Raw genomic sequence first — 16,735 nt, 5'->3', positions numbered from 1 at the left:
TGAAGGGGCGCGGCAACGGCCGCGCCGTGGGGATTACAGATCGGCCAGCAGGATTTTGGAACGGCGCTGATAGTTATACAGCGCCTGCTTTTGCATCGGCAGCACGTCGACTTCCGCCGGGGTGAATCCGCGTTCCTGGAACCAGTGGATGCTGCGGGTGGTCAGCACGAACAGCTTCTTCAGCCCCATCTGACGCGCCTGGTTTTCCACCCGCTGCAGCAGCATCTCGCCGCGCGAAGAACTGCGGTAATCGGGATGTACCGCGACACAGGCCATCTCACCGATTTTTTCCTCTAAGAACGGGTACAGCGCCGCGCAGGCGATGGTCAGGTTGTCGCGTTCGATAATGGTGAACTTGTCGATCTCCATCTCCAGCTGTTCACGCGAACGGCGCACCAGAATACCCTGCTGTTCGAGCGGCCGGATCAGTTCCAGGATGCCGCCGATGTCGTTGATCGTCGCCCGGCGCACCTGTTCGGCGCTCTCCATCACGATTTGGGTGCCGATGCCGTCGCGCGAGAACAGCTCTTGCACCAGCGCGCCGTCTTCCTGGTAGCTGATCAGGTGGCTGCGGCGCACACCGCTGCGGCAGCCTTTTACCGCGCCGCGCAGGAAGCGCACGGTGCCGGAATGGTAGTCGCCGCCTTCCTCGAGCTCTTCAAGGCGCTTTTGCGCGTCGTTGGGGAACAGCTCGGAAAGGATGTTGCCCTCCGCGTCGGTCACGCCTTGCGAGGAGCAGAAACCGATCATTTTTTCCGCTTTCAGCTTGATCGCCAACTGGGTAGCCACTTCTTCCGAAGTCAGGTTGAAGCTCTCGCCGGTGACCGAAACCGCGACCGGGCCGATCAGCACGATGGCGTTGCTGTCGAGCTGGCGGTGGATTGCGTCTTCATCGATGCGGCGAATGCGGCCGCTGTGACAGTAGTCGATGCCGTCATCGATGCCCAGCGGCTGCGCGATGATGAAGTTGCCGCTGACCACGTTGATATGCGCACCTTGCAGCGGCGTGTTGTTGAGGCTCATCGACAGCCGGGCGGTGATATCGAGCTGCAACAAACCGGCGGCCTGCTTAACCAGCTCGAGCGTATGGGCGTCGGTCACGCGGGTGTGTTTGTGGTAGATCGGCTCATGGTTGTGCTGCGCCAGATTGGCGTCGATCTGCGGCCGTGCGCCGTAAACCACCACCAGGCGAATGCCCAGACTATGCAGCAGCCCGATATCGTTGACGATGTTGGAGAAATTCTCGTGTTCGATGGCTTCCCCGCCGAGCATGATGACAAACGTTTTGCCGCGGTGGGCGTTGATATAGGGGACTGAGTGACGGAATCCTTGCACCAGCTCTGTACTACGTTCCTTCACGGCTAAACCTCTTTTGCATATTTATACGATATTTTTGTATTTTTATTCTTTTATGACGCCAATGGCAAGTGGGAAATCGTCATGAAGAGTGCGCTAAGGGGGTTAAATCGTTAATAAATTGAAAAACCATAAAAAGATTTTCTGATGACAGGGCTGGAATGATTGGTTAAAGTTTTCGGCATCCCCATTCTATTGGTGTTTTTTTCATCTGTTGTAAACAGCTATTACTGCCGGAGCCGCATGCCAAACTCTAATCACAATCTGGGCCGCCGTCGTTTATTACAGGGCGTTGCCGCCAGCTGGTTGCTGAGTGTGAGTCGTACGGGCTTCGCCGCGTCATCGCACGTGATCGCCGTGCGCGTCTGGCCATCCTCCACCTATACCCGCGTCACGCTGGAATCCAACGTCGAGCTGAAATACAAGCAGTTTGCCCTGACCAATCCCGATCGCGTGGTGGTGGACATCGAAGGCGTTCACCTTAACAGCGTGCTGAAAGGCATCGCCGGGCAGGTACGTGCCGACGACCCTTATCTCAAGCAGGCGCGCGTCGGCCAGTTCGATCAGAATACCGTGCGGCTGGTGCTGGAGCTCAAGCAGAGCGTCAGCCCGCATATTTTCACGCTGGCGCCGGTGCCGGAGTATCGCAACCGTCTGGTCATGGATCTCTACCCGACCAAGGCCGGCAGCGGCGGTGAGGAGTATGATCCGCTACTGGCGTTACTGGAAGATTACAACAAGGGCGATCTGGAGCGCACGTTGCCGCCGGAAGCGCCGCAGGCCGGCAAGGCGGGGCGCGATCGGCCGATCGTCATCATGCTGGATCCTGGCCACGGCGGCGAAGATCCCGGCGCTATCGGCAAGTACAAGACGCGCGAGAAAGACATCGTATTGCAGATTGCCCGCAAGCTGAGCGCCATGATCAAGCGCGAGCCGAACATGAAGGTGTTCATGACGCGCAACGAAGACGTGTTTATCCCGCTCAAGGTGCGCGTCGCCAAGGCGCGCAAGCAGCGCGCGGATCTGTTCGTTTCGATTCACGCCGACGCCTTTACCAGCCGCGCGGCGCGCGGTTCATCGGTGTTCGCGTTGTCCACCAAGGGCGCCACCAGCTCGGCGGCCAAGTTCCTGGCGCAGACGCAGAACGCGTCGGACCAAATTGGCGGCGTCAGCAAGAGCGGCGACCGTTATCTCGACCATACCATGTTCGATCTGATCCAGACCGCGACCATCAACGACAGCCTGAAGTTCGGCAAGGAAGTGTTGAATCGGATGGGGAAAATCAACCGGTTGCACAAGAATCGCGTCGATCAGGCCGGTTTTGCGGTGTTGAAGGCGCCGGATATCCCGTCGATCCTGGTGGAAACGGCGTTTATCAGCAATATCGAAGAGGAGCGCAAGCTGCGCACCAGCCATTTCCAGCAGCAGGTGGCGGAGTCGATTCTGGCGGGCATCAAGGCTTATTTCGCCAACGGCGGCGCGCTGGCGAGCCGATAGAAGCAGGGCCGGGCGCGAGTCCGGCTATTTTTGCGGATTGCAGATACAAAAAAACACCCGTCAGGGTGCTTGTCTGTTGTCATCAAGAGTTGGTTGCGGAGGCCGGATTTGAACCGACGACCTTCGGGTTATGAGCCCGACGAGCTACCAGGCTGCTCCACCCCGCGTCCGTCTTGATGCTGCATTACTACGAAACCACCGTTTCATGGTATGCCGCTGGTACGACATTCGGTTGGTTGCGGGGGCCGGATTTGAACCGACGACCTTCGGGTTATGAGCCCGACGAGCTACCAGGCTGCTCCACCCCGCGTCCGTATAATACTTTGTTATCGAAGCCAAACGCAAATACCGCCAATGCGGCATCGGTTGGTTGCGGGGGCCGGATTTGAACCGACGACCTTCGGGTTATGAGCCCGACGAGCTACCAGGCTGCTCCACCCCGCGTCCGATGGATGCGCACTATACTCTCCGTGCGTTTTGTTGCAAACCCTTTTTGCATTTTATTGGCCTAAACCCGTTTTTCTGCTGGATTTGCCCGCAATTTGCCTTCTTTTTCATCACCATCCTCCGTGCGGCTTTTTTTATTTGCAGCGATTCCTTTATCAATGAGCGTTTGTTATCGTTCAGCCGGTAGATCATATCAGTTTGAGAGTGTGCGTGATGAAAGGACGTTGGGGCAAATACCTGCTGGGCGGGTTGATAGTGGCGGTGTTGGCGGGCTGTTCGTCCAAGCCGACCGATCGGGGTCAGCAATATAAAGACGGCCGTCTGGATCAATCGCTGGAGCTGGTCAATCAGCCCAACGCCAAAGGTTCGCCGGTCAACGCCAAGGACTACTCGGATCAGCTGATGGAGATCAAGTACGCATCGCCTTCGCTGTTTAACCGCAACAACAGCACCTATCAGGCGGTGCAAAGCTGGATGGCGTCCGGCGCCGACACGCGCATGCTGAGCCAGTACGGCCTCAGCGCTTACCAGATGGAAGGCGTCGACAATTACGGCAACGTGCAGTTTACCGGCTACTACACGCCGGTGGTGCAGGCGCGCTATACCCAACAGGGCGAGTTCCGCTATCCGCTGTACCGCATGCCGCCGAAGGGCAGAGGCCGCTTGCCGGATCGCGCGGGCATCTATTCCGGCGCGCTCGACGATCGCTATATCATCGCTTACACCAACTCGCTGATGGACAACTTCATGATGGAAGTCCAGGGCAGTGGCTACGTCGACTACGGCAACGGCCAGCCGCTGGTGTTCTTCGGCTACGGCGGCAAGAACGGCCACGCCTATCGCAGCATCGGCAAGGTGCTGATCGATCGCGGCGAAGTGGCCAAGGCGGACATGTCGATGCAGGCGATCCGTCAGTGGGCGGATACCCACAGCGCCGCAGAGGTGCGTGAGCTGCTGGAGCAAAATCCGTCGTTCGTGTTCTTCCGCCCGGAAGCTTTTGCGCCGGTGAAGGGCGCCAGCGCGGTGCCGCTGATCGCCAAAGCCTCGGTGGCCTCCGACCGTTCGCTGATCCCGGCGGGCACCACGCTGCTGGCCGAAGTGCCACTGCTGGACAACAAGGGTAAATTCACGGGAAAATACGAGATGCGCCTGATGGTCGCGCTCGACGTGGGCGGCGCCATCAAGGGCCAGCACTTTGACATGTATCAGGGCATCGGGCCGGAAGCCGGCCACTCGGCGGGGTACTACAACCACTATGGCCGCGTCTGGGTGCTGAAGAACAACGGCGGTGGCCAGCTGTTCAGCGCGAATCAGTCAAACGGCAGCGGTTCGTTGCTGGCCACCCGGTAAACGCATACGGCGTGAAAAGAGTGACCCGCAAGGGCCGGATTTTCCGGCCCTTATCATTTGCATTACGAAGGTAATTAAAGCGTTATGAGCACAGCTTATTCGGAAGCCTATCTGCAGCGTTTCGGCGGCACGGCGCGGTTGTACGGCCAGCAGGCGTTGGCGGTGTTCGCGCAGGCGCACGTCTGCGTGATCGGCATCGGCGGCGTGGGTTCCTGGGCGGCTGAGGCACTGGCGCGCACCGGCATCGGCGCCATCACCCTGATCGACATGGATGATGTCTGCGTCACCAATACCAACCGCCAGATCCACGCGTTGCGCCAACACGTCGGGCAATCGAAAACCGAGGTGATGGCGGAGCGTATCCTGGCGATTAACCCGGAATGCCGGGTGACCTGCATCGACGATTTCATCACCCCGGACAACGTCGCCGAGCTGCTGGACCATAACTTCAGCTACGTCATCGACGCGATCGACAGCGTGCGGCCGAAGGCGGCGTTGCTGTCATACTGCCGCCGCTTCAAGATCCCGGTGGTGACCACTGGCGGCGCCGGCGGGCAGATTGACCCGACCAAGATCGAAGTGGCCGATCTGGCGAAAACCATTCAGGATCCGCTGGCCGCCAAGCTGCGCGAGCGGCTGAAGCACGATTTCAACGTGGTGAAAAACGGCAAGGGCAAGCTGGGCATCGACTGCGTCTTCTCCAGCGAGCCGCTGGTTTACCCGCAGCCGGACGGTTCGGTGTGCGCTTCGCGCAGCACGGCGGAAGGGCCGAAAAGAATGGATTGCAGCGCGGGATTCGGCGCGGCGACCATGGTCACCGCGACCTTCGGCTTCGTCGCCGTGTCGCACGCGCTGAAAAAGATGGTGGCGAAGGCGGCGCGTCAGGCGTAACGGGCGGCGATGGCCTTTACGGCGGCGGCCAACGCCGCCAGGCCGCTGGCGCGGGTGGCGCTCAGCTGCGCGCGCAGCGCTAACCGATCGAACAGCGCCAGCGGATCCAATGCGGCGATCTGCTGCGGCGTTTTCCCTTCCACTTCGGTCAGCAGCACCGCCAACAGGCCGCGCACGATGCGGCCTTCGCTGTCGCCATAGAAGTGCAGCGTGCCGTCTTCCAGCAACTGGTGCCCCAACCAGACGCGGTTTTCACACCCGCTCAACGCTATTTCTTCACTGCGCAAGGCCTCCGGCAGCGGCGGCAGCCGTTTCGCGAGCATAATCAGCTGGCGGTAGCGGTCTTCCCACTGTTTCAGCGTGCTGAAGGTGGCGATCAACGCTTCGGCGGTGACCTCTCGGCCAAAAGGATGGGGGGCGAGCATAGCATCTCCGGGAATCAAGTCAGTCGGCCAGCAGATCGAGGGCGTGAGTCAACGCGCTGACCAGCGTATCGACGTCCTGTTGCGTATTGTAGGGGGCAAACGATGCGCGCAGCGTGCCGCTGACGCCTAACGCCGCCATCAGCGGCTGCGCGCAGTGTTGGCCGGCGCGCAGCGCAATGCCTTGCTCCGCCAACAGCGTGACGATGTCGCTGTGGTGTACGCCGGCGATATCGAACGCCAGCAGGCTGGAGCCGGAGCTGCGGAAGCTGCGAAAGCCCGGTAGCTGCGCCAACCGCTGTTCCGCCTGGTCCGCCAGCTCGCGGCTGTAGCGCTCCGCCGCCGCCATGTCCTGCTCGTTGAGCCAGGTGAGCGCCGCGGCCAACCCCAGCACGCCGGCGATGTTCGGCGTGCCGGCTTCGAAGCAGTGCGGCGGTTTTTGCGGGGTAAAACCGTCGAACGACGCCTGGGTCAGCATCTTGCCGCCGCCTTGCCACGGCGCCATCTGCGCCAGCAGCTCGGCTTTGCCGTACAGCGCGCCGATGCCGGTCGGGCCATACAGCTTGTGGCCGGAGAAGGCGTAGAAATCGATGTCGAGCCGCTGTACGTCGGCCGGGCCGTGAACCACGCCCTGAGCGCCGTCGATCATCACGCGTGCGCCGGCGGCATGCGCCTGTGCGATCGCCGGCGCCAGATCCGGGCAGCCGCCGGTGACGTTGGACATTTGCCCCAGCGCCAACAGGCGGGTGTTGTCGTTGAGCAGGGTGGGCAGCTGCGTCAAATCCGGCAACCGATCGGCACCGATCGGCAGTTTCACCACCCGCGCGCCGGTTTGCTCTGCCACCATCAGCCAGGGGATCAGGTTGGCGTGGTGTTCCGCTTCACTTACCAGGATTTCATCGCCCGGCTGCAGGCGCGGACGCAGGTAGCTCTGCGCCACCAGGTTGATCGCCTCGGTGGTGCCGCGCGTCCAGACGATGTCGTCGGCCGACGGCGCATTGATCAACTGGGCCACCTGGACGCGCGCTCGTTCGAAACGGGCGGTCAGATCCTGCGCCGCCCGATGCTGGCTGCGGTGCACGGTGGCGGCGTCATCGCGATAAAATTGCTGCGTGGCGTCGATCACCGCCTGCGGTTTCAACGCGGTGGCGGCGCTGTCCAGATAGATGCCGTCCTGCGCGAGCGCGGGAAACTGTTGGCGAAAAAGGCTGGGGTTAAAAGGCGTCATACCCTGATTGTCACTGGCTTGAGTCGATGGGTGATCCTGTCCTATTTTGCCGCCGGAGACAAGCGATCCTGCCTATTAGGACTTATCGCCTGGCAAAATTTGGAAAGTTTGTTATGCTATTAAATGTGCGCTAATTAATCGCATCTATACAGATAAAAGGTATTTATCAGCATTTAAAACTACAAAGGAGTCCTCAATGAAGAAAACAGCCGCAGTTCTCTCTGCTCTGATGCTTACGTTCACCCTGGCCGCCTGTTCCAGCAACTACGTGATGCATACCAATGACGGACGCACCATTGTCGCTGACGGCAAGCCTAAAGTGGACAACGACACCGGCATGATCAGCTATAAAGACGCCAACGGCGTCGAGCAGCAGATCAACCGCGCCGATGTGAAAGAGATGGTTGAAAGCAACCAGTAACCGTCAGGCAAAAAAAAGCACCGCAAGTTTTGCGGTGCTGCATAAAATCACTATGGACAGACAGGGTAAATGTACAGGAAGTGAAAAAACAGTAGCCTAGCTACCATGTCCGGAATCGCCGGACAATTTGCAAACACAACATCACAACCACAAGCCAAAAGTTCATCGGCGTCCTCGACACCCACTCCCTTTTCGTTCCGGCCCGGGAAGTGCCGCCACTATAGGTATTTGCTGGCGCATCCTCAACGGACAAATTATAATGGCTCGGATTAAAAAAACTAATGGCAATACGCCGTTAGCGTTTACCGATGGCTTGCCACGCAAAGCCGCCCGATTTTCGGCACCGAATCATTCGGATTAATGTTACACAAAAGTAGCTAATTTAATGTCTAAACGCTTACCTCCCCTCAATGCGCTGCGCGTGTTCGATGCGGCCGCTCGCCACCTGAGTTTCACCAAGGCGGCGGAAGAGCTGTTCGTGACCCAGGCCGCGGTGAGCCACCAGATCAAGTCGCTGGAGGACTTCCTCGGGCTGAAGCTGTTTCGCCGGCGCAACCGCTCGCTTCTGCTGACCGAAGAGGGGCAAAGTTACTACCTTGATATCAAGGAGATCTTCTCTTCGATCAACGAGGCGACGCGCAAGCTGCAGGCACGCAGCGCCAAGGGGGCATTGACCGTCAGCCTGCCGCCGAGCTTCGCCATTCAGTGGCTGGTGCCGCGCCTTTCCGGCTTTAACTCAGCTTATCCGGGGATCGACGTGCGCATCCAGGCGGTGGACCGCGAAGAAGACAAGCTGGCGGACGACGTTGACGTGGCGATTTTCTACGGCCGTGGCAACTGGCCGGGGCTGCGTGCCGAGCGCCTGTATGCGGAATATCTGCTGCCGGTGTGTTCGCCTAGCCTGCTGACCGGCGATCATCCGCTGAAAACCGCCGAGGATCTGGTTTATCATACGCTGCTGCACGACGTTTCACGCCGCGACTGGCTGGCCTATACGCGCCAGCTGGGGTTGCAGCACATCAACGTGCAGCAGGGGCCGATCTTCAGCCACAGCGCCATGGTGGTGCAGGCGGCGGTACACGGCCAGGGCGTGGCGCTGGTGAACAACGTGATGGCGCAAACCGAGATTGAAGCCGGTCGCCTGGTGTGCCCGTTCAACGATGTGCTGGTCAGTAAAAACGCTTTTTATCTGGTATGTCATGACAGCCAGGCAGAACTGGGTAAAATAGCCGCCTTCCGGCAGTGGATCCTGGCGCGTGCCGCCAGCGAACAAGAGAAGTTCCGCTTCCGCTACGAACAATAAGGCCGGCCGCCGCCTTGCCGCGGCCGGTGATTTTTAATGGGATAGATCACGATGAGCAGCCGTTCCATGCTGGTTTTCGCCGCTATCAGCGGCTTTGTGTTTGTCGCGTTGGGCGCATTCGGCGCGCATGTGCTAAGCGGTACGCTCGGCGCCAACGAAATGGCCTGGATCCGCACCGGGCTGGAATATCAGGGATTCCACACCCTGGCCATCCTGGCGCTGGCGGTCGCGATGCAGCGCCGCGTGAGCCTGTGGTTTTACTGGAGCGGAGCGCTGTTGGCGTTCGGCACCGTGTTGTTCAGCGGCAGCCTCTATTGCCTGGCGCTGTCGCACCTGAAGGTCTGGGTTTATATCACGCCGGTTGGCGGCGTGTGCTTCCTGATCGGCTGGATATTGATGTTGATTGGCGCTTTGCGTCTGAGGAAAAAGGCCGAGCGCCATGAATAAGATTGCGTTGTACTGCCGTCCCGGCTTTGAAAAAGAGTGTGCGGCGGAGATCACCGACAAAGCCGCCCAGCTGGAGATTTACGGCTTTGCGCGGGTAAAAGAGCACAGCGGTTACGTGCTGTTCGAATGCTATCAGCCGGACGATGCCGACCGCCTGGCGCGGGAAATTCCGTTCCGCGAACTGATTTTCGCCCGCCAGATGATCGTGGTGGGTGAGCTGCTGCGCGATCTGCCGCCGGAAGATCGGGTATCGCCGATCGTCGGCATGCTGATCGGCGTGGTTGACCGCGGCGGCGAGCTGCGGGTGGAAGTGCCGGACACCAACGAAAGCAAAGAGCTGATGAAGTTCTGCCGCAAGCTGACGGTGCCGCTGCGCGGCGCGATGCGCGAGCAGAAGGTGCTGATGGCGCGCGAGAACCCGACTCGCCCGGTGGTGCACGTGTTCTTCATCGCGCCGGGCTGCTGCTACGTCGGTTACTCCTACAGCAACAACAACTCGCCGTTCTACATGGGCATTCCGCGTCTGCGCTTCCCGGCCGATGCGCCGAGCCGGTCGACGCTGAAGCTGGAAGAAGCGTTCCACGTGTTTATCCCCGCCGACGAGTGGGACGAACGCCTGGCCAGCGGCATGCACGCGGTTGATCTGGGCGCCTGCCCGGGCGGCTGGACCTATCAGCTGGTGAAACGCAGCATGATGGTGCATTCGGTGGATAACGGCCCCATGGCGCCGAGCCTGATGGAAACCGGCCAGGTGACGCACCACCGCGCCGACGGCTTCAAGTTCGAGCCGAACAGCAGCAAGATCTACTGGCTGGTGTGCGACATGGTGGAGAAGCCGGCGAAGGTGACCAGCCTGATGATTCAGTGGCTGGTGAAAGGCTGGTGCCGCGAAGCGATCTTTAACCTCAAGCTGCCGATGAAAAAGCGCTATGAGGAAGTGTCGCAAAACCTGACGAGCATCCGCGAAGCGTTGGGCGCCGCCGGCATCAGCGTCGAAGTGCACGCCAAGCAGCTGTATCACGACCGCGAAGAGATCACCGTACACGTGCGCCGCATGTGGTCGGCGGTGCCGGGCCGGCGCGACGAGCGCGATTAATCGCGTTAAGCCTGATGAAGGGCGCTGCTTGCAGCGCCCTTATTGTATCGGCAGGCGCAGCTGCTGCAGGTTACCGTCCAGCGACAGATCGGTGCGCAGCGTGGCGACCTGTTTGCTGATGTAGGCCAGCTCGCGGTGTTGCTCCAGCTTGCCGCGCCATTTCTCCGGCACCTGCTCCAGGTGCTGATAGAGCCCATCCAGGCTGCCCGACTGCTGCAACAGCAGCACGGCGGTTTTCGGCCCGATGCCGGCCACGCCGGGGATCTTGCTGCTGCCGATCCCCGCCAGCCCCCAATAGTCCGGCAGCTGCTGCGGCTGTACGCCGAATTCTTGCTGCACGAAGGGCATGTCCAGCCAGCGTTTCTGGAAGTAATCGCGGATCTGCACGTTCGGCGCCAGCAGCTGGCAGTAGCCTTTGTCGGTGGAGACGATGGTCACCTGGTGGCCGCCGCCGGCGACCTTCGCCGCCAGCGTGGCAGCCAGATCGTCCGCCTCGTTGCCGGGAGAATGCCAGCTGGCGACGCCCAGTTCGGCGAAGGCCTCGCGCAGCTGCGGCATCTCCTGCTGCAGGTTTTCCGGCATCGGCGAGCGCCCGGCCTTGTAGTCCGGCAGAATTTGGTGGCGCCAGCTGTCGCGGCGATCGTCCTCGTCGAAGACCGCCACCGCGTGGGTCGGGCGGCTGTGTTGGATCAGCTGCTGCAGCGCGTGGCGGCAGGCGTTGACGCAAGGGGAGCCCTGCACGGCGTGAATGCGGCGGATGAGGTTCAGGGCGTCGACAATCAGTAGGTGTATCATCATGGGCGGTAAGGTCAGAAAAAACAGGGCGGCTGTTACGCCGCCCGGGATTGAGGGTCAGGCTACGATTTCGTAGCAGGGCACATAGGCGCTGCCCGGCAGCTTCATGCGGTGCTGGGCGACAAAGCCCTGCAGCAGGCTGTCCATCTGCTTCATCATCTGCGGTTCACCGTGCAGCTTGTACGGGCCGAACTGCTCGATGGCATGGATGCCATTTTCCTTCACGTTGCCGGCCACGATGCCGGAGAACGCGCGGCGCAGCGCGGCGGCCAATTGCTCCGGCGGCTGGTTCGGATACAGATTGAGGTTCGCCATGTTCTCATGGGTCGGCTCGAACGGCAGCTGCAGATCCGGCGCGATGCGGATCGACCAGTTGAAGCTGTAGGCGTCGCCGGTGTTGCGGCGGTTTTCCTTCACCAGCGGCATGGCTTGCTTCATCTGCCGCGCCACTTCCGCCGGATCGTCGATGATGATGGTGTAATGGCGGCGCGCTTCGTCGCCCAGTGTGTTCATAATGAACTCGTCCAGCACGCGGAAGTAGTCAGCGCTCTCTTTCGGCCCGGTCAGGATCAGCGGCAGCACCTGTTCGCTGTTCTCCGGGTTCATCAGGATACCCAGCAGGTACAGCAGCTCTTCGGCGGTGCCGACGCCGCCCGGGAAGATGATGATGCCGTGTGCGATACGCACGAAGGCTTCCAGGCGTTTTTCGATGTCCGGCATGATCACCAGCTCGTTGACCAGCGGGTTAGGCGGCTCGGCGGCGATGATCGACGGCTCGGTCATGCCGATGAAGCGGCTGTTGCGGTAACGCTGCTGCGCGTGACCGACCGCGGCGCCTTTCATCGGCGCTTCCATGGCGCCCGGCCCGCAGCCGGTGCAGATGTTCAGCTCGCGCAGGCCCAGCTGGCTGCCGACCTTGCGCGCGTACAGGTATTCGTTTTCGTTGATCGAGTGGCCGCCCCAGCACACCACCATATTGGGATCTTCATCCAGATGCAGCGTGCGTGCATTGCGCAGGATCGAGAACACCAGGTTGGTGATGTGGGCCGAGTTTTCCAGGTTCAGGTGCTGGAAGCGGCCGGCGCTGGCGATTTGGCCATGCACGAACAGGATGTCGCGCAGCACGGCGAACAGGTTGGCCTGCAGCGAGCGGATGATGCGGCCGTCGACGAACGCCTCTTCCGGCGGGTTGACCAGCTCCAGCTTCACCCCGCGCTCGCGGCGCAGCACGTTGATATCGAAGGTTTCATAGCGCGACAGCAGCTGCTTGCTGTTGTCGGTTTGGCTGCCGGAGTTCAACACGGCCAGCGAACAGTTGCGGAACAGGCGGTACAGGTCGCTGCTGGCGGTGCGCTTCAGCATGTCTACTTCCAGCTGCGACAATAAATCCATAGAGCCAAGCGGGCTGATGTGTGTAATCAAGGTAACTCCTTTGCACCCGGTGCGGGGCGGTAGTAATCCATACGCAGCAAAACAGCATCTCGTTATGGTTGGCGTGCTGCGGCGAAGCGGGCGCTCTGCCCGGCCGCAGCCTCGTTTTAACCTTACCGCCGTCCCTGTGCTTTTACCAACACAAACCGCTCGTTAGCTCAGTTGTTGAGCAATGTTTCGCACTTATTGGCGCGCCAGGCGGCCGTGCTCGGGAGCGAACGCGACGTTGCTGCGCCACGGGTTGATATCCAGCCCGCCGCGGCGGGTATAGCGAGCGTAGACCGTCAGGCTTTGCGGCCGGCAATAGCGCATCAGATCGTTGAAGATGCGCTCGACGCACTGCTCGTGGAATTCGTTGTGGTGGCGGAAGGAGACCAGATAGCGCAGCAGCGCTTCGCGATCGATCTTGCCGCCGCGGTAGCTTATCTGCACCGAGCCCCAGTCCGGTTGATGGGTGATCAGGCAATTGGACTTCAGCAGGTGGCTGACCAAGCGCTCTTCCACCACCTCTTCTCCGGCGGCGTTCAGCAGGTAGTCGGCGTTGAACTCATAATTGTCGATGCGGATATCCTGCTGGTCGATGCAGTCGCCGGCCAGGCGGGCGATCGGCGTGCCTTCCAACTGCTCGACGCTGAACAGGGTGACGCTGACTTCGCCCTGGGCGCAGGCGGACAGATCGCGCTGCAGGGTGCTGCGCACCGTTTCCCAATCGGCGAACGGGGTTTGGTTGAAGCTGTTGAGGTACAGCTTGAAGCTTTTCGATTCGATCAGGTTCAGGCTGTCGGCGTTGAGGCTGATTTCACCGACCGCCACCTGCGGCAAGCCGTTGGCGTTCAGCCAGGAGAGTTCGTACAGCGTCCAGATGTCCGCACCGTGGAAGGGCAGGTTATCGGGATACAGGCCCAGCGGCTCGCGGTTCATGCTGCGCGGCACCGCCTGCAGCAGCGCGGCGTCGTAGCGATCGCGGTAGGCGGTGGGTTTGCCCAGCGTCAGCCCCGACAGGGCCTGGTGGTCTTGATATGAGGACATCTGCTGTCACCTCGGTCAGAGATAGGTACAATGGCTGTCAGTTTAACGTATGCGAGAAAGAATATGGACCATGATGTATCGCACGCTCTGCGTGAATTCACTCAACGTTATGTCGAGTTGTGGCAGCAAGAGCGCGGCCACGCGCCGGCCAGCCAGGCGCTGTACGGCGTGCCGTCGCCCTGCATCGTGGAGAACCGCGAGGACGAAGTGCTGTGGTTGCCGCGGCCTTTCGAACCGGCGGCGACGCTGGAAAAGGTAGAAACCGCGCTGGAGCTGCGTTTGCAGCCGGATGCGCACCGCTTCTACACGCAGCAATACGCCGGTGACATGAGCGCGCAGTTCGGCGAGCATCGCCTGAGCCTGCTGCAGGTCTGGAGCGAAGAGGATTTTATCCGCCTGCAGGAGAACCTGATCGGCCATCTGGTGACGCAAAAACGTCTCAAGCTGTCGCCAACGCTGTTCCTGGCGACCACCGAATCCGAGATGACGATGGTGTCGTTGTGCAACGTCAGCGGCAACGTGGTGCTGGAACAATTCGGCAGCGATAAGCGCACCCTGCTGGCGGCGACGCTGGGGAATTTCCTCGATGCGCTGCGCCCGGTGTTGGACTGAATCGCGACGGATTCGCCGTCGCCCGTGTGAGAGATCTCTCACACGGCCTGTGAGAGATCGCTCTTAATTTTTCCCGCCTTTCTCCAGGCTATGAGATTATTGTTATCCAGATCAATTGGTTAGAATTTCTTTAGGATAACTCTTAGTCTTAATTTAGTGTGAGACACCTCCCAAACCCTTGTGATTCCGGGGAATTTAAGCGATCTTATCGTTACCGGAACGGAACCGGCGGAGCAGGAAAGCATCAGGATGATGCAGCTTCAGGAAGAAGAAAGGGATGCGCTCAGGCAAGAGCGAAGGATGGCGTCAGGAGATGCCCAGGATGTTTCAGGATAGAAACCAGGGACACCTCCAGGACGGAGATTGAGAGCCGGCACAGGACTGTCGGCGGGTCAGGAAGGCTGAGGAACCGCGTCAGGACGATGCTGCAGGATGATGCAAGGACCACTTGGTCAGGATGGCCGCAGGAAAAGTTTTCAAGGATTGAGCAGGGAGCACGCTGTGTAGCGGGATAGCTATAAAACGAACCGGGGGCACTGTTAACGCAGTGCCCCCAACTTTTTGTTTTATCCCGCTGCGCGTGCGCCCCGCCTTAATCCCTCTTCAGCGTTAACCAATCGCGCCCAGCGTATCGCCTGCGCCCTGTTTTTTCGGCAGCAGGAACAGCGTGGCGTAGATATCCAGCAGGTAAATTGCCGCCAGCAGGCTGATGGCCGCGGTAAACGACACCTGCGTCACCAGCGCACCGATCACCAATGGCCCCAGGCCGCCGACGCCGCGCCCCAGATTGAACAGGATGTTCTGCGCGGTGGCGCGCGCCTGCACCGGATAGGTATCGGAAATCAACGCGCCGTAGCCGCCGATCATGCCGTTGACGAACATGCCCATCACGGCGCCGGCGAACAGCATCAGCGTCGGGTCGCTCAACTGGGCGTAACCGATCACCATCACCACGGCACCGATCTGATAAAGCACGAAGATCTTCCAGCGGGCGAAGCGGTCGGCCAGCATGCCAAACAGCCAGATGCCGAACGTCATGCCGACCACCGTCACCGCCGTCCACAGGCCGGACTTGGTGAGCGAGAAGCCAAAGTTTTTCGCCAGGTAAGTCGGCATCCAGATCATCAGGCCGTAGTAACCGAAGTTCTGCACCGAACAGAGAATGAAGATGCCGATGCTGGCCCTGCTGGTGGCGCGATCCTTAAACAGCAGGCGCAAACGCTGCAGGAAGGAGAGCGGTTGCCCGGCATCTTTCTGCCGCACGAATGCTTCCGGCTCGCCCAGGGTACGGCGGATCAGGAATGACGCCAGCGCCGGCAGCAGGCCGACCAAAAACATGCCGCGCCAGCCGATATGCTCCAGCAGCAGCGGCGTCAGGAAGGCGGCCGCCAGCACGCCCAATTGCCAGCCCATGCCGACGTAAGCCGAAGCTCGGTTGCGCTTCTCCGCCGGCCAGGCTTCGGCGATCAGCGCCATGCCGATGCCGAATTCGCCGCCCAGCCCGATGCCCGCCAGGGTGCGATAGGCCAGCAGATCCCAATACCCTTGCGCCACGGCACACAGGCCGGTGAACAGGGAAAACATCAGGATGGTGATCGTGAGCACCCGGATACGGCCGAAACGATCGCTGAGGTGGCCGAAAATCACGCCGCCCAGCACCGCGCCGATCAGCGTCCAGGTGACCAGTGAACCGGCGGCCGATGAGGTTAATCCCAATTCGATGCTGATGGCCGGCAGCATAAAGCCGAGGATCAGCAGGTCAAACCCGTCCATGGCATAACCGGTGACCGAAGCCAGCATGGCCTTACCGGGCGTCGCGTGGTTTTTTTTCTCTGTTATTACGGACATGAATCTTTATCTGTGTGGTGAATTCGGTGGGCCTATTGTGCCGCGCGGCGGCGAACGCCACCAGATAAAAACGGTGAGCTGTCTCAGGCGCGCCGAATTTGGGCTATAAAAATGCTATGCTTTGCCGCCTTTCAGCCAGCGCGCTGAATACCATGATGACAAGAGATCGGGAATGCAGATGAGTATACATAACCAGGTGCGCCGCAGTTTGCAGGCGATTGAACAATCCATGCGCGATCTGGCGCTGTGGCAGGCCGCGCCGCCTGATCATGAGGCTTTCTCCAGCACCGAGCCGTTCTGCATCGATAGCATGTCGGCCGAAGCCTGGCTGCAGTGGGTGTTCTTGCCGCGCATGTATGCGTTGCTGGATGCCGAAGCGCCGCTGCCGACGCGCTTCGCCATCACGCCTTATTTCGAAGAGGCGTTGAAAGATCGTGAACCGAGCAGCCTGCCGCTGCTGGTGCTGCTGCAACAGCTGGATTTGATGTTGAATAAAGAGCCGTAATTCGCCGGCGGCGCGCAGATTTTTGCCGCCCGGCAGTGTAGAGTACTCGCGCGGATG

General features: G+C 60.4%; 16 protein-coding genes and 3 tRNA genes. 9 read left to right on the top strand and 10 right to left on the bottom strand.

The features are described 5' to 3' along the window. Window positions 1-33: 33 nt before the first annotated feature. A complete protein-coding gene (gene argA, locus V8N38_RS20160; RefSeq protein WP_147840319.1) occupies window positions 34-1,359 on the bottom strand; it encodes an amino-acid N-acetyltransferase in 1,326 nt (441 codons plus the stop codon). Between the two features lie 240 nt (window positions 1,360-1,599). On the opposite strand from argA, the gene amiC reads away from it, so the two are divergent. Beyond that, complete coding sequence (amiC, locus tag V8N38_RS20155; protein ID WP_047729977.1) at window positions 1,600-2,853, top strand: N-acetylmuramoyl-L-alanine amidase AmiC; 1,254 nt, start codon at window positions 1,600-1,602, stop codon at window positions 2,851-2,853. A 90-nt stretch (window positions 2,854-2,943) separates the two neighbouring features. Here the strand turns inward: amiC and V8N38_RS20150 are convergent. The 3 genes from V8N38_RS20150 to V8N38_RS20140 form a co-directional block, all read right to left on the bottom strand. Continuing rightward, a tRNA-Met gene (locus tag V8N38_RS20150) sits at window positions 2,944-3,020 on the bottom strand. Between the two features lie 66 nt (window positions 3,021-3,086). Further along, window positions 3,087-3,163, bottom strand: a tRNA-Met gene (locus V8N38_RS20145). Between the two features lie 57 nt (window positions 3,164-3,220). Further along, window positions 3,221-3,297: transfer RNA gene (locus V8N38_RS20140), tRNA-Met, on the bottom strand. Between the two features lie 216 nt (window positions 3,298-3,513). On the opposite strand from V8N38_RS20140, the gene mltA reads away from it, so the two are divergent. Together mltA and tcdA are read left to right on the top strand one after the other, a co-directional pair. Beyond that, window positions 3,514-4,650 (top strand): murein transglycosylase A, encoded by a 1,137-nt coding sequence (mltA, locus tag V8N38_RS20135; protein WP_049198265.1) that lies wholly within the window; start codon window positions 3,514-3,516, stop codon window positions 4,648-4,650. An 84-nt stretch (window positions 4,651-4,734) separates the two neighbouring features. Next, a complete protein-coding gene (gene tcdA, locus V8N38_RS20130; protein ID WP_004931886.1) occupies window positions 4,735-5,541 on the top strand; it encodes a tRNA cyclic N6-threonylcarbamoyladenosine(37) synthase TcdA in 807 nt (268 codons plus the stop codon). Here the strand turns inward: tcdA and csdE are convergent. Together csdE and csdA are read right to left on the bottom strand one after the other, a co-directional pair. After that, the gene (gene csdE, locus V8N38_RS20125; protein ID WP_038878734.1) at window positions 5,532-5,966 is read right to left on the bottom strand and encodes a cysteine desulfurase sulfur acceptor subunit CsdE; all 435 of its coding nucleotides are present in this window, start codon (window positions 5,964-5,966) and stop codon (window positions 5,532-5,534) included. The genes tcdA and csdE overlap by 10 nt on opposite strands. A 19-nt stretch (window positions 5,967-5,985) precedes the next feature. After that, window positions 5,986-7,191, bottom strand: coding sequence for a cysteine desulfurase CsdA (csdA, locus tag V8N38_RS20120; RefSeq protein WP_141960057.1), 1,206 nt, complete (start codon window positions 7,189-7,191; stop codon window positions 5,986-5,988). Window positions 7,192-7,387: 196 nt separating this feature from the next. Between csdA and V8N38_RS20115 the strand changes: the two genes are divergently transcribed. The 4 genes from V8N38_RS20115 (at window position 7,388) to rlmM (ending at window position 10,458) form a co-directional block, all read left to right on the top strand. After that, window positions 7,388-7,612: a YgdI/YgdR family lipoprotein gene (locus V8N38_RS20115; RefSeq protein WP_025304050.1), complete on the top strand. Its 225-nt coding sequence runs from the start codon at window positions 7,388-7,390 to the stop codon at window positions 7,610-7,612. Window positions 7,613-7,997: 385 nt separating this feature from the next. Next, the gene (locus tag V8N38_RS20110) at window positions 7,998-8,915 is read left to right on the top strand and encodes a transcriptional regulator GcvA (protein WP_147840320.1); all 918 of its coding nucleotides are present in this window, start codon (window positions 7,998-8,000) and stop codon (window positions 8,913-8,915) included. 51 nt (window positions 8,916-8,966) lie between these two features. Next, entirely contained in the window at window positions 8,967-9,362 is a 396-nt protein-coding gene (locus V8N38_RS20105; protein ID WP_004931896.1) for a DUF423 domain-containing protein, read from the top strand. After that, on the top strand, window positions 9,355-10,458 hold the full coding sequence (gene rlmM / locus V8N38_RS20100; RefSeq protein WP_047729979.1) for a 23S rRNA (cytidine(2498)-2'-O)-methyltransferase RlmM: 1,104 nt from the start codon (window positions 9,355-9,357) through the stop codon (window positions 10,456-10,458). Before V8N38_RS20105 ends, rlmM begins: the two co-directional genes overlap by 8 nt. A 39-nt stretch (window positions 10,459-10,497) precedes the next feature. On the opposite strand, the gene xni is transcribed toward rlmM, so the two are convergent. The 3 genes from xni to queF all read right to left on the bottom strand — a co-directional run bounded on the left by xni (window position 10,498) and on the right by queF (window position 13,713). Next, complete coding sequence (gene xni, locus V8N38_RS20095; protein WP_147840321.1) at window positions 10,498-11,256, bottom strand: flap endonuclease Xni; 759 nt, start codon at window positions 11,254-11,256, stop codon at window positions 10,498-10,500. 54 nt (window positions 11,257-11,310) lie between these two features. Next, complete coding sequence (ppnN, locus tag V8N38_RS20090) at window positions 11,311-12,675, bottom strand: nucleotide 5'-monophosphate nucleosidase PpnN (RefSeq protein ID WP_038878760.1); 1,365 nt, start codon at window positions 12,673-12,675, stop codon at window positions 11,311-11,313. A gap of 192 nt (window positions 12,676-12,867) precedes the next feature. Next, window positions 12,868-13,713 carry an NADPH-dependent 7-cyano-7-deazaguanine reductase QueF gene (queF, locus tag V8N38_RS20085; RefSeq protein WP_147840322.1) on the bottom strand — a complete coding sequence of 282 codons (846 nt, stop codon included), beginning with the start codon at window positions 13,711-13,713 and terminating at the stop codon, window positions 12,868-12,870. A 63-nt stretch (window positions 13,714-13,776) separates the two neighbouring features. On the opposite strand from queF, the gene syd reads away from it, so the two are divergent. After that, on the top strand, window positions 13,777-14,325 hold the full coding sequence (syd, locus tag V8N38_RS20080; RefSeq protein ID WP_038878762.1) for a SecY-interacting protein: 549 nt from the start codon (window positions 13,777-13,779) through the stop codon (window positions 14,323-14,325). A 609-nt stretch (window positions 14,326-14,934) separates the two neighbouring features. On the opposite strand, the gene V8N38_RS20075 is transcribed toward syd, so the two are convergent. Further along, window positions 14,935-16,173, bottom strand: a complete 1,239-nt coding sequence (locus tag V8N38_RS20075) for an MFS transporter (RefSeq protein WP_087763679.1) — start codon at window positions 16,171-16,173, stop codon at window positions 14,935-14,937. 178 nt (window positions 16,174-16,351) lie between these two features. On the opposite strand from V8N38_RS20075, the gene V8N38_RS20070 reads away from it, so the two are divergent. Next, a complete protein-coding gene (locus tag V8N38_RS20070) occupies window positions 16,352-16,678 on the top strand; it encodes a YqcC family protein (protein WP_033638567.1) in 327 nt (108 codons plus the stop codon). Window positions 16,679-16,735 lie beyond the last annotated feature (57 nt).

This window comes from Serratia nevei (assembly GCF_037948395.1).
GTDB lineage: Bacteria > Pseudomonadota > Gammaproteobacteria > Enterobacterales > Enterobacteriaceae > Serratia > Serratia nevei.
Note: the sequence above shows the minus strand (reverse complement) of the source record. Positions and strands in the feature narration are given on the sequence as shown.

Bases quoted from the DNA above. Each gene is read 5' to 3' on its own strand.
- csdA (WP_141960057.1), bottom strand. From the start codon at position 7,191: ATGACGCCTTTTAACCCCAGCCTTTTTCGCCAACAGTTTCCCGCGCTC.
- csdE (WP_038878734.1), bottom strand. From the start codon at position 5,966: ATGCTCGCCCCCCATCCTTTTGGCCGAGAGGTCACCGCCGAAGCGTTG.
- xni (WP_147840321.1), bottom strand. From the start codon at position 11,256: ATGATGATACACCTACTGATTGTCGACGCCCTGAACCTCATCCGCCGC.
- rlmM (WP_047729979.1), top strand. From the start codon at position 9,355: ATGAATAAGATTGCGTTGTACTGCCGTCCCGGCTTTGAAAAAGAGTGT.
- amiC (WP_047729977.1), top strand. From the start codon at position 1,600: ATGCCAAACTCTAATCACAATCTGGGCCGCCGTCGTTTATTACAGGGC.
- V8N38_RS20070 (WP_033638567.1), top strand. From the start codon at position 16,352: ATGAGTATACATAACCAGGTGCGCCGCAGTTTGCAGGCGATTGAACAA.
- syd (WP_038878762.1), top strand. From the start codon at position 13,777: ATGGACCATGATGTATCGCACGCTCTGCGTGAATTCACTCAACGTTAT.
- V8N38_RS20105 (WP_004931896.1), top strand. From the start codon at position 8,967: ATGAGCAGCCGTTCCATGCTGGTTTTCGCCGCTATCAGCGGCTTTGTG.
- tcdA (WP_004931886.1), top strand. From the start codon at position 4,735: ATGAGCACAGCTTATTCGGAAGCCTATCTGCAGCGTTTCGGCGGCACG.
- queF (WP_147840322.1), bottom strand. From the start codon at position 13,713: ATGTCCTCATATCAAGACCACCAGGCCCTGTCGGGGCTGACGCTGGGC.
- V8N38_RS20075 (WP_087763679.1), bottom strand. From the start codon at position 16,173: ATGTCCGTAATAACAGAGAAAAAAAACCACGCGACGCCCGGTAAGGCC.
- mltA (WP_049198265.1), top strand. From the start codon at position 3,514: ATGAAAGGACGTTGGGGCAAATACCTGCTGGGCGGGTTGATAGTGGCG.
- V8N38_RS20110 (WP_147840320.1), top strand. From the start codon at position 7,998: ATGTCTAAACGCTTACCTCCCCTCAATGCGCTGCGCGTGTTCGATGCG.
- V8N38_RS20115 (WP_025304050.1), top strand. From the start codon at position 7,388: ATGAAGAAAACAGCCGCAGTTCTCTCTGCTCTGATGCTTACGTTCACC.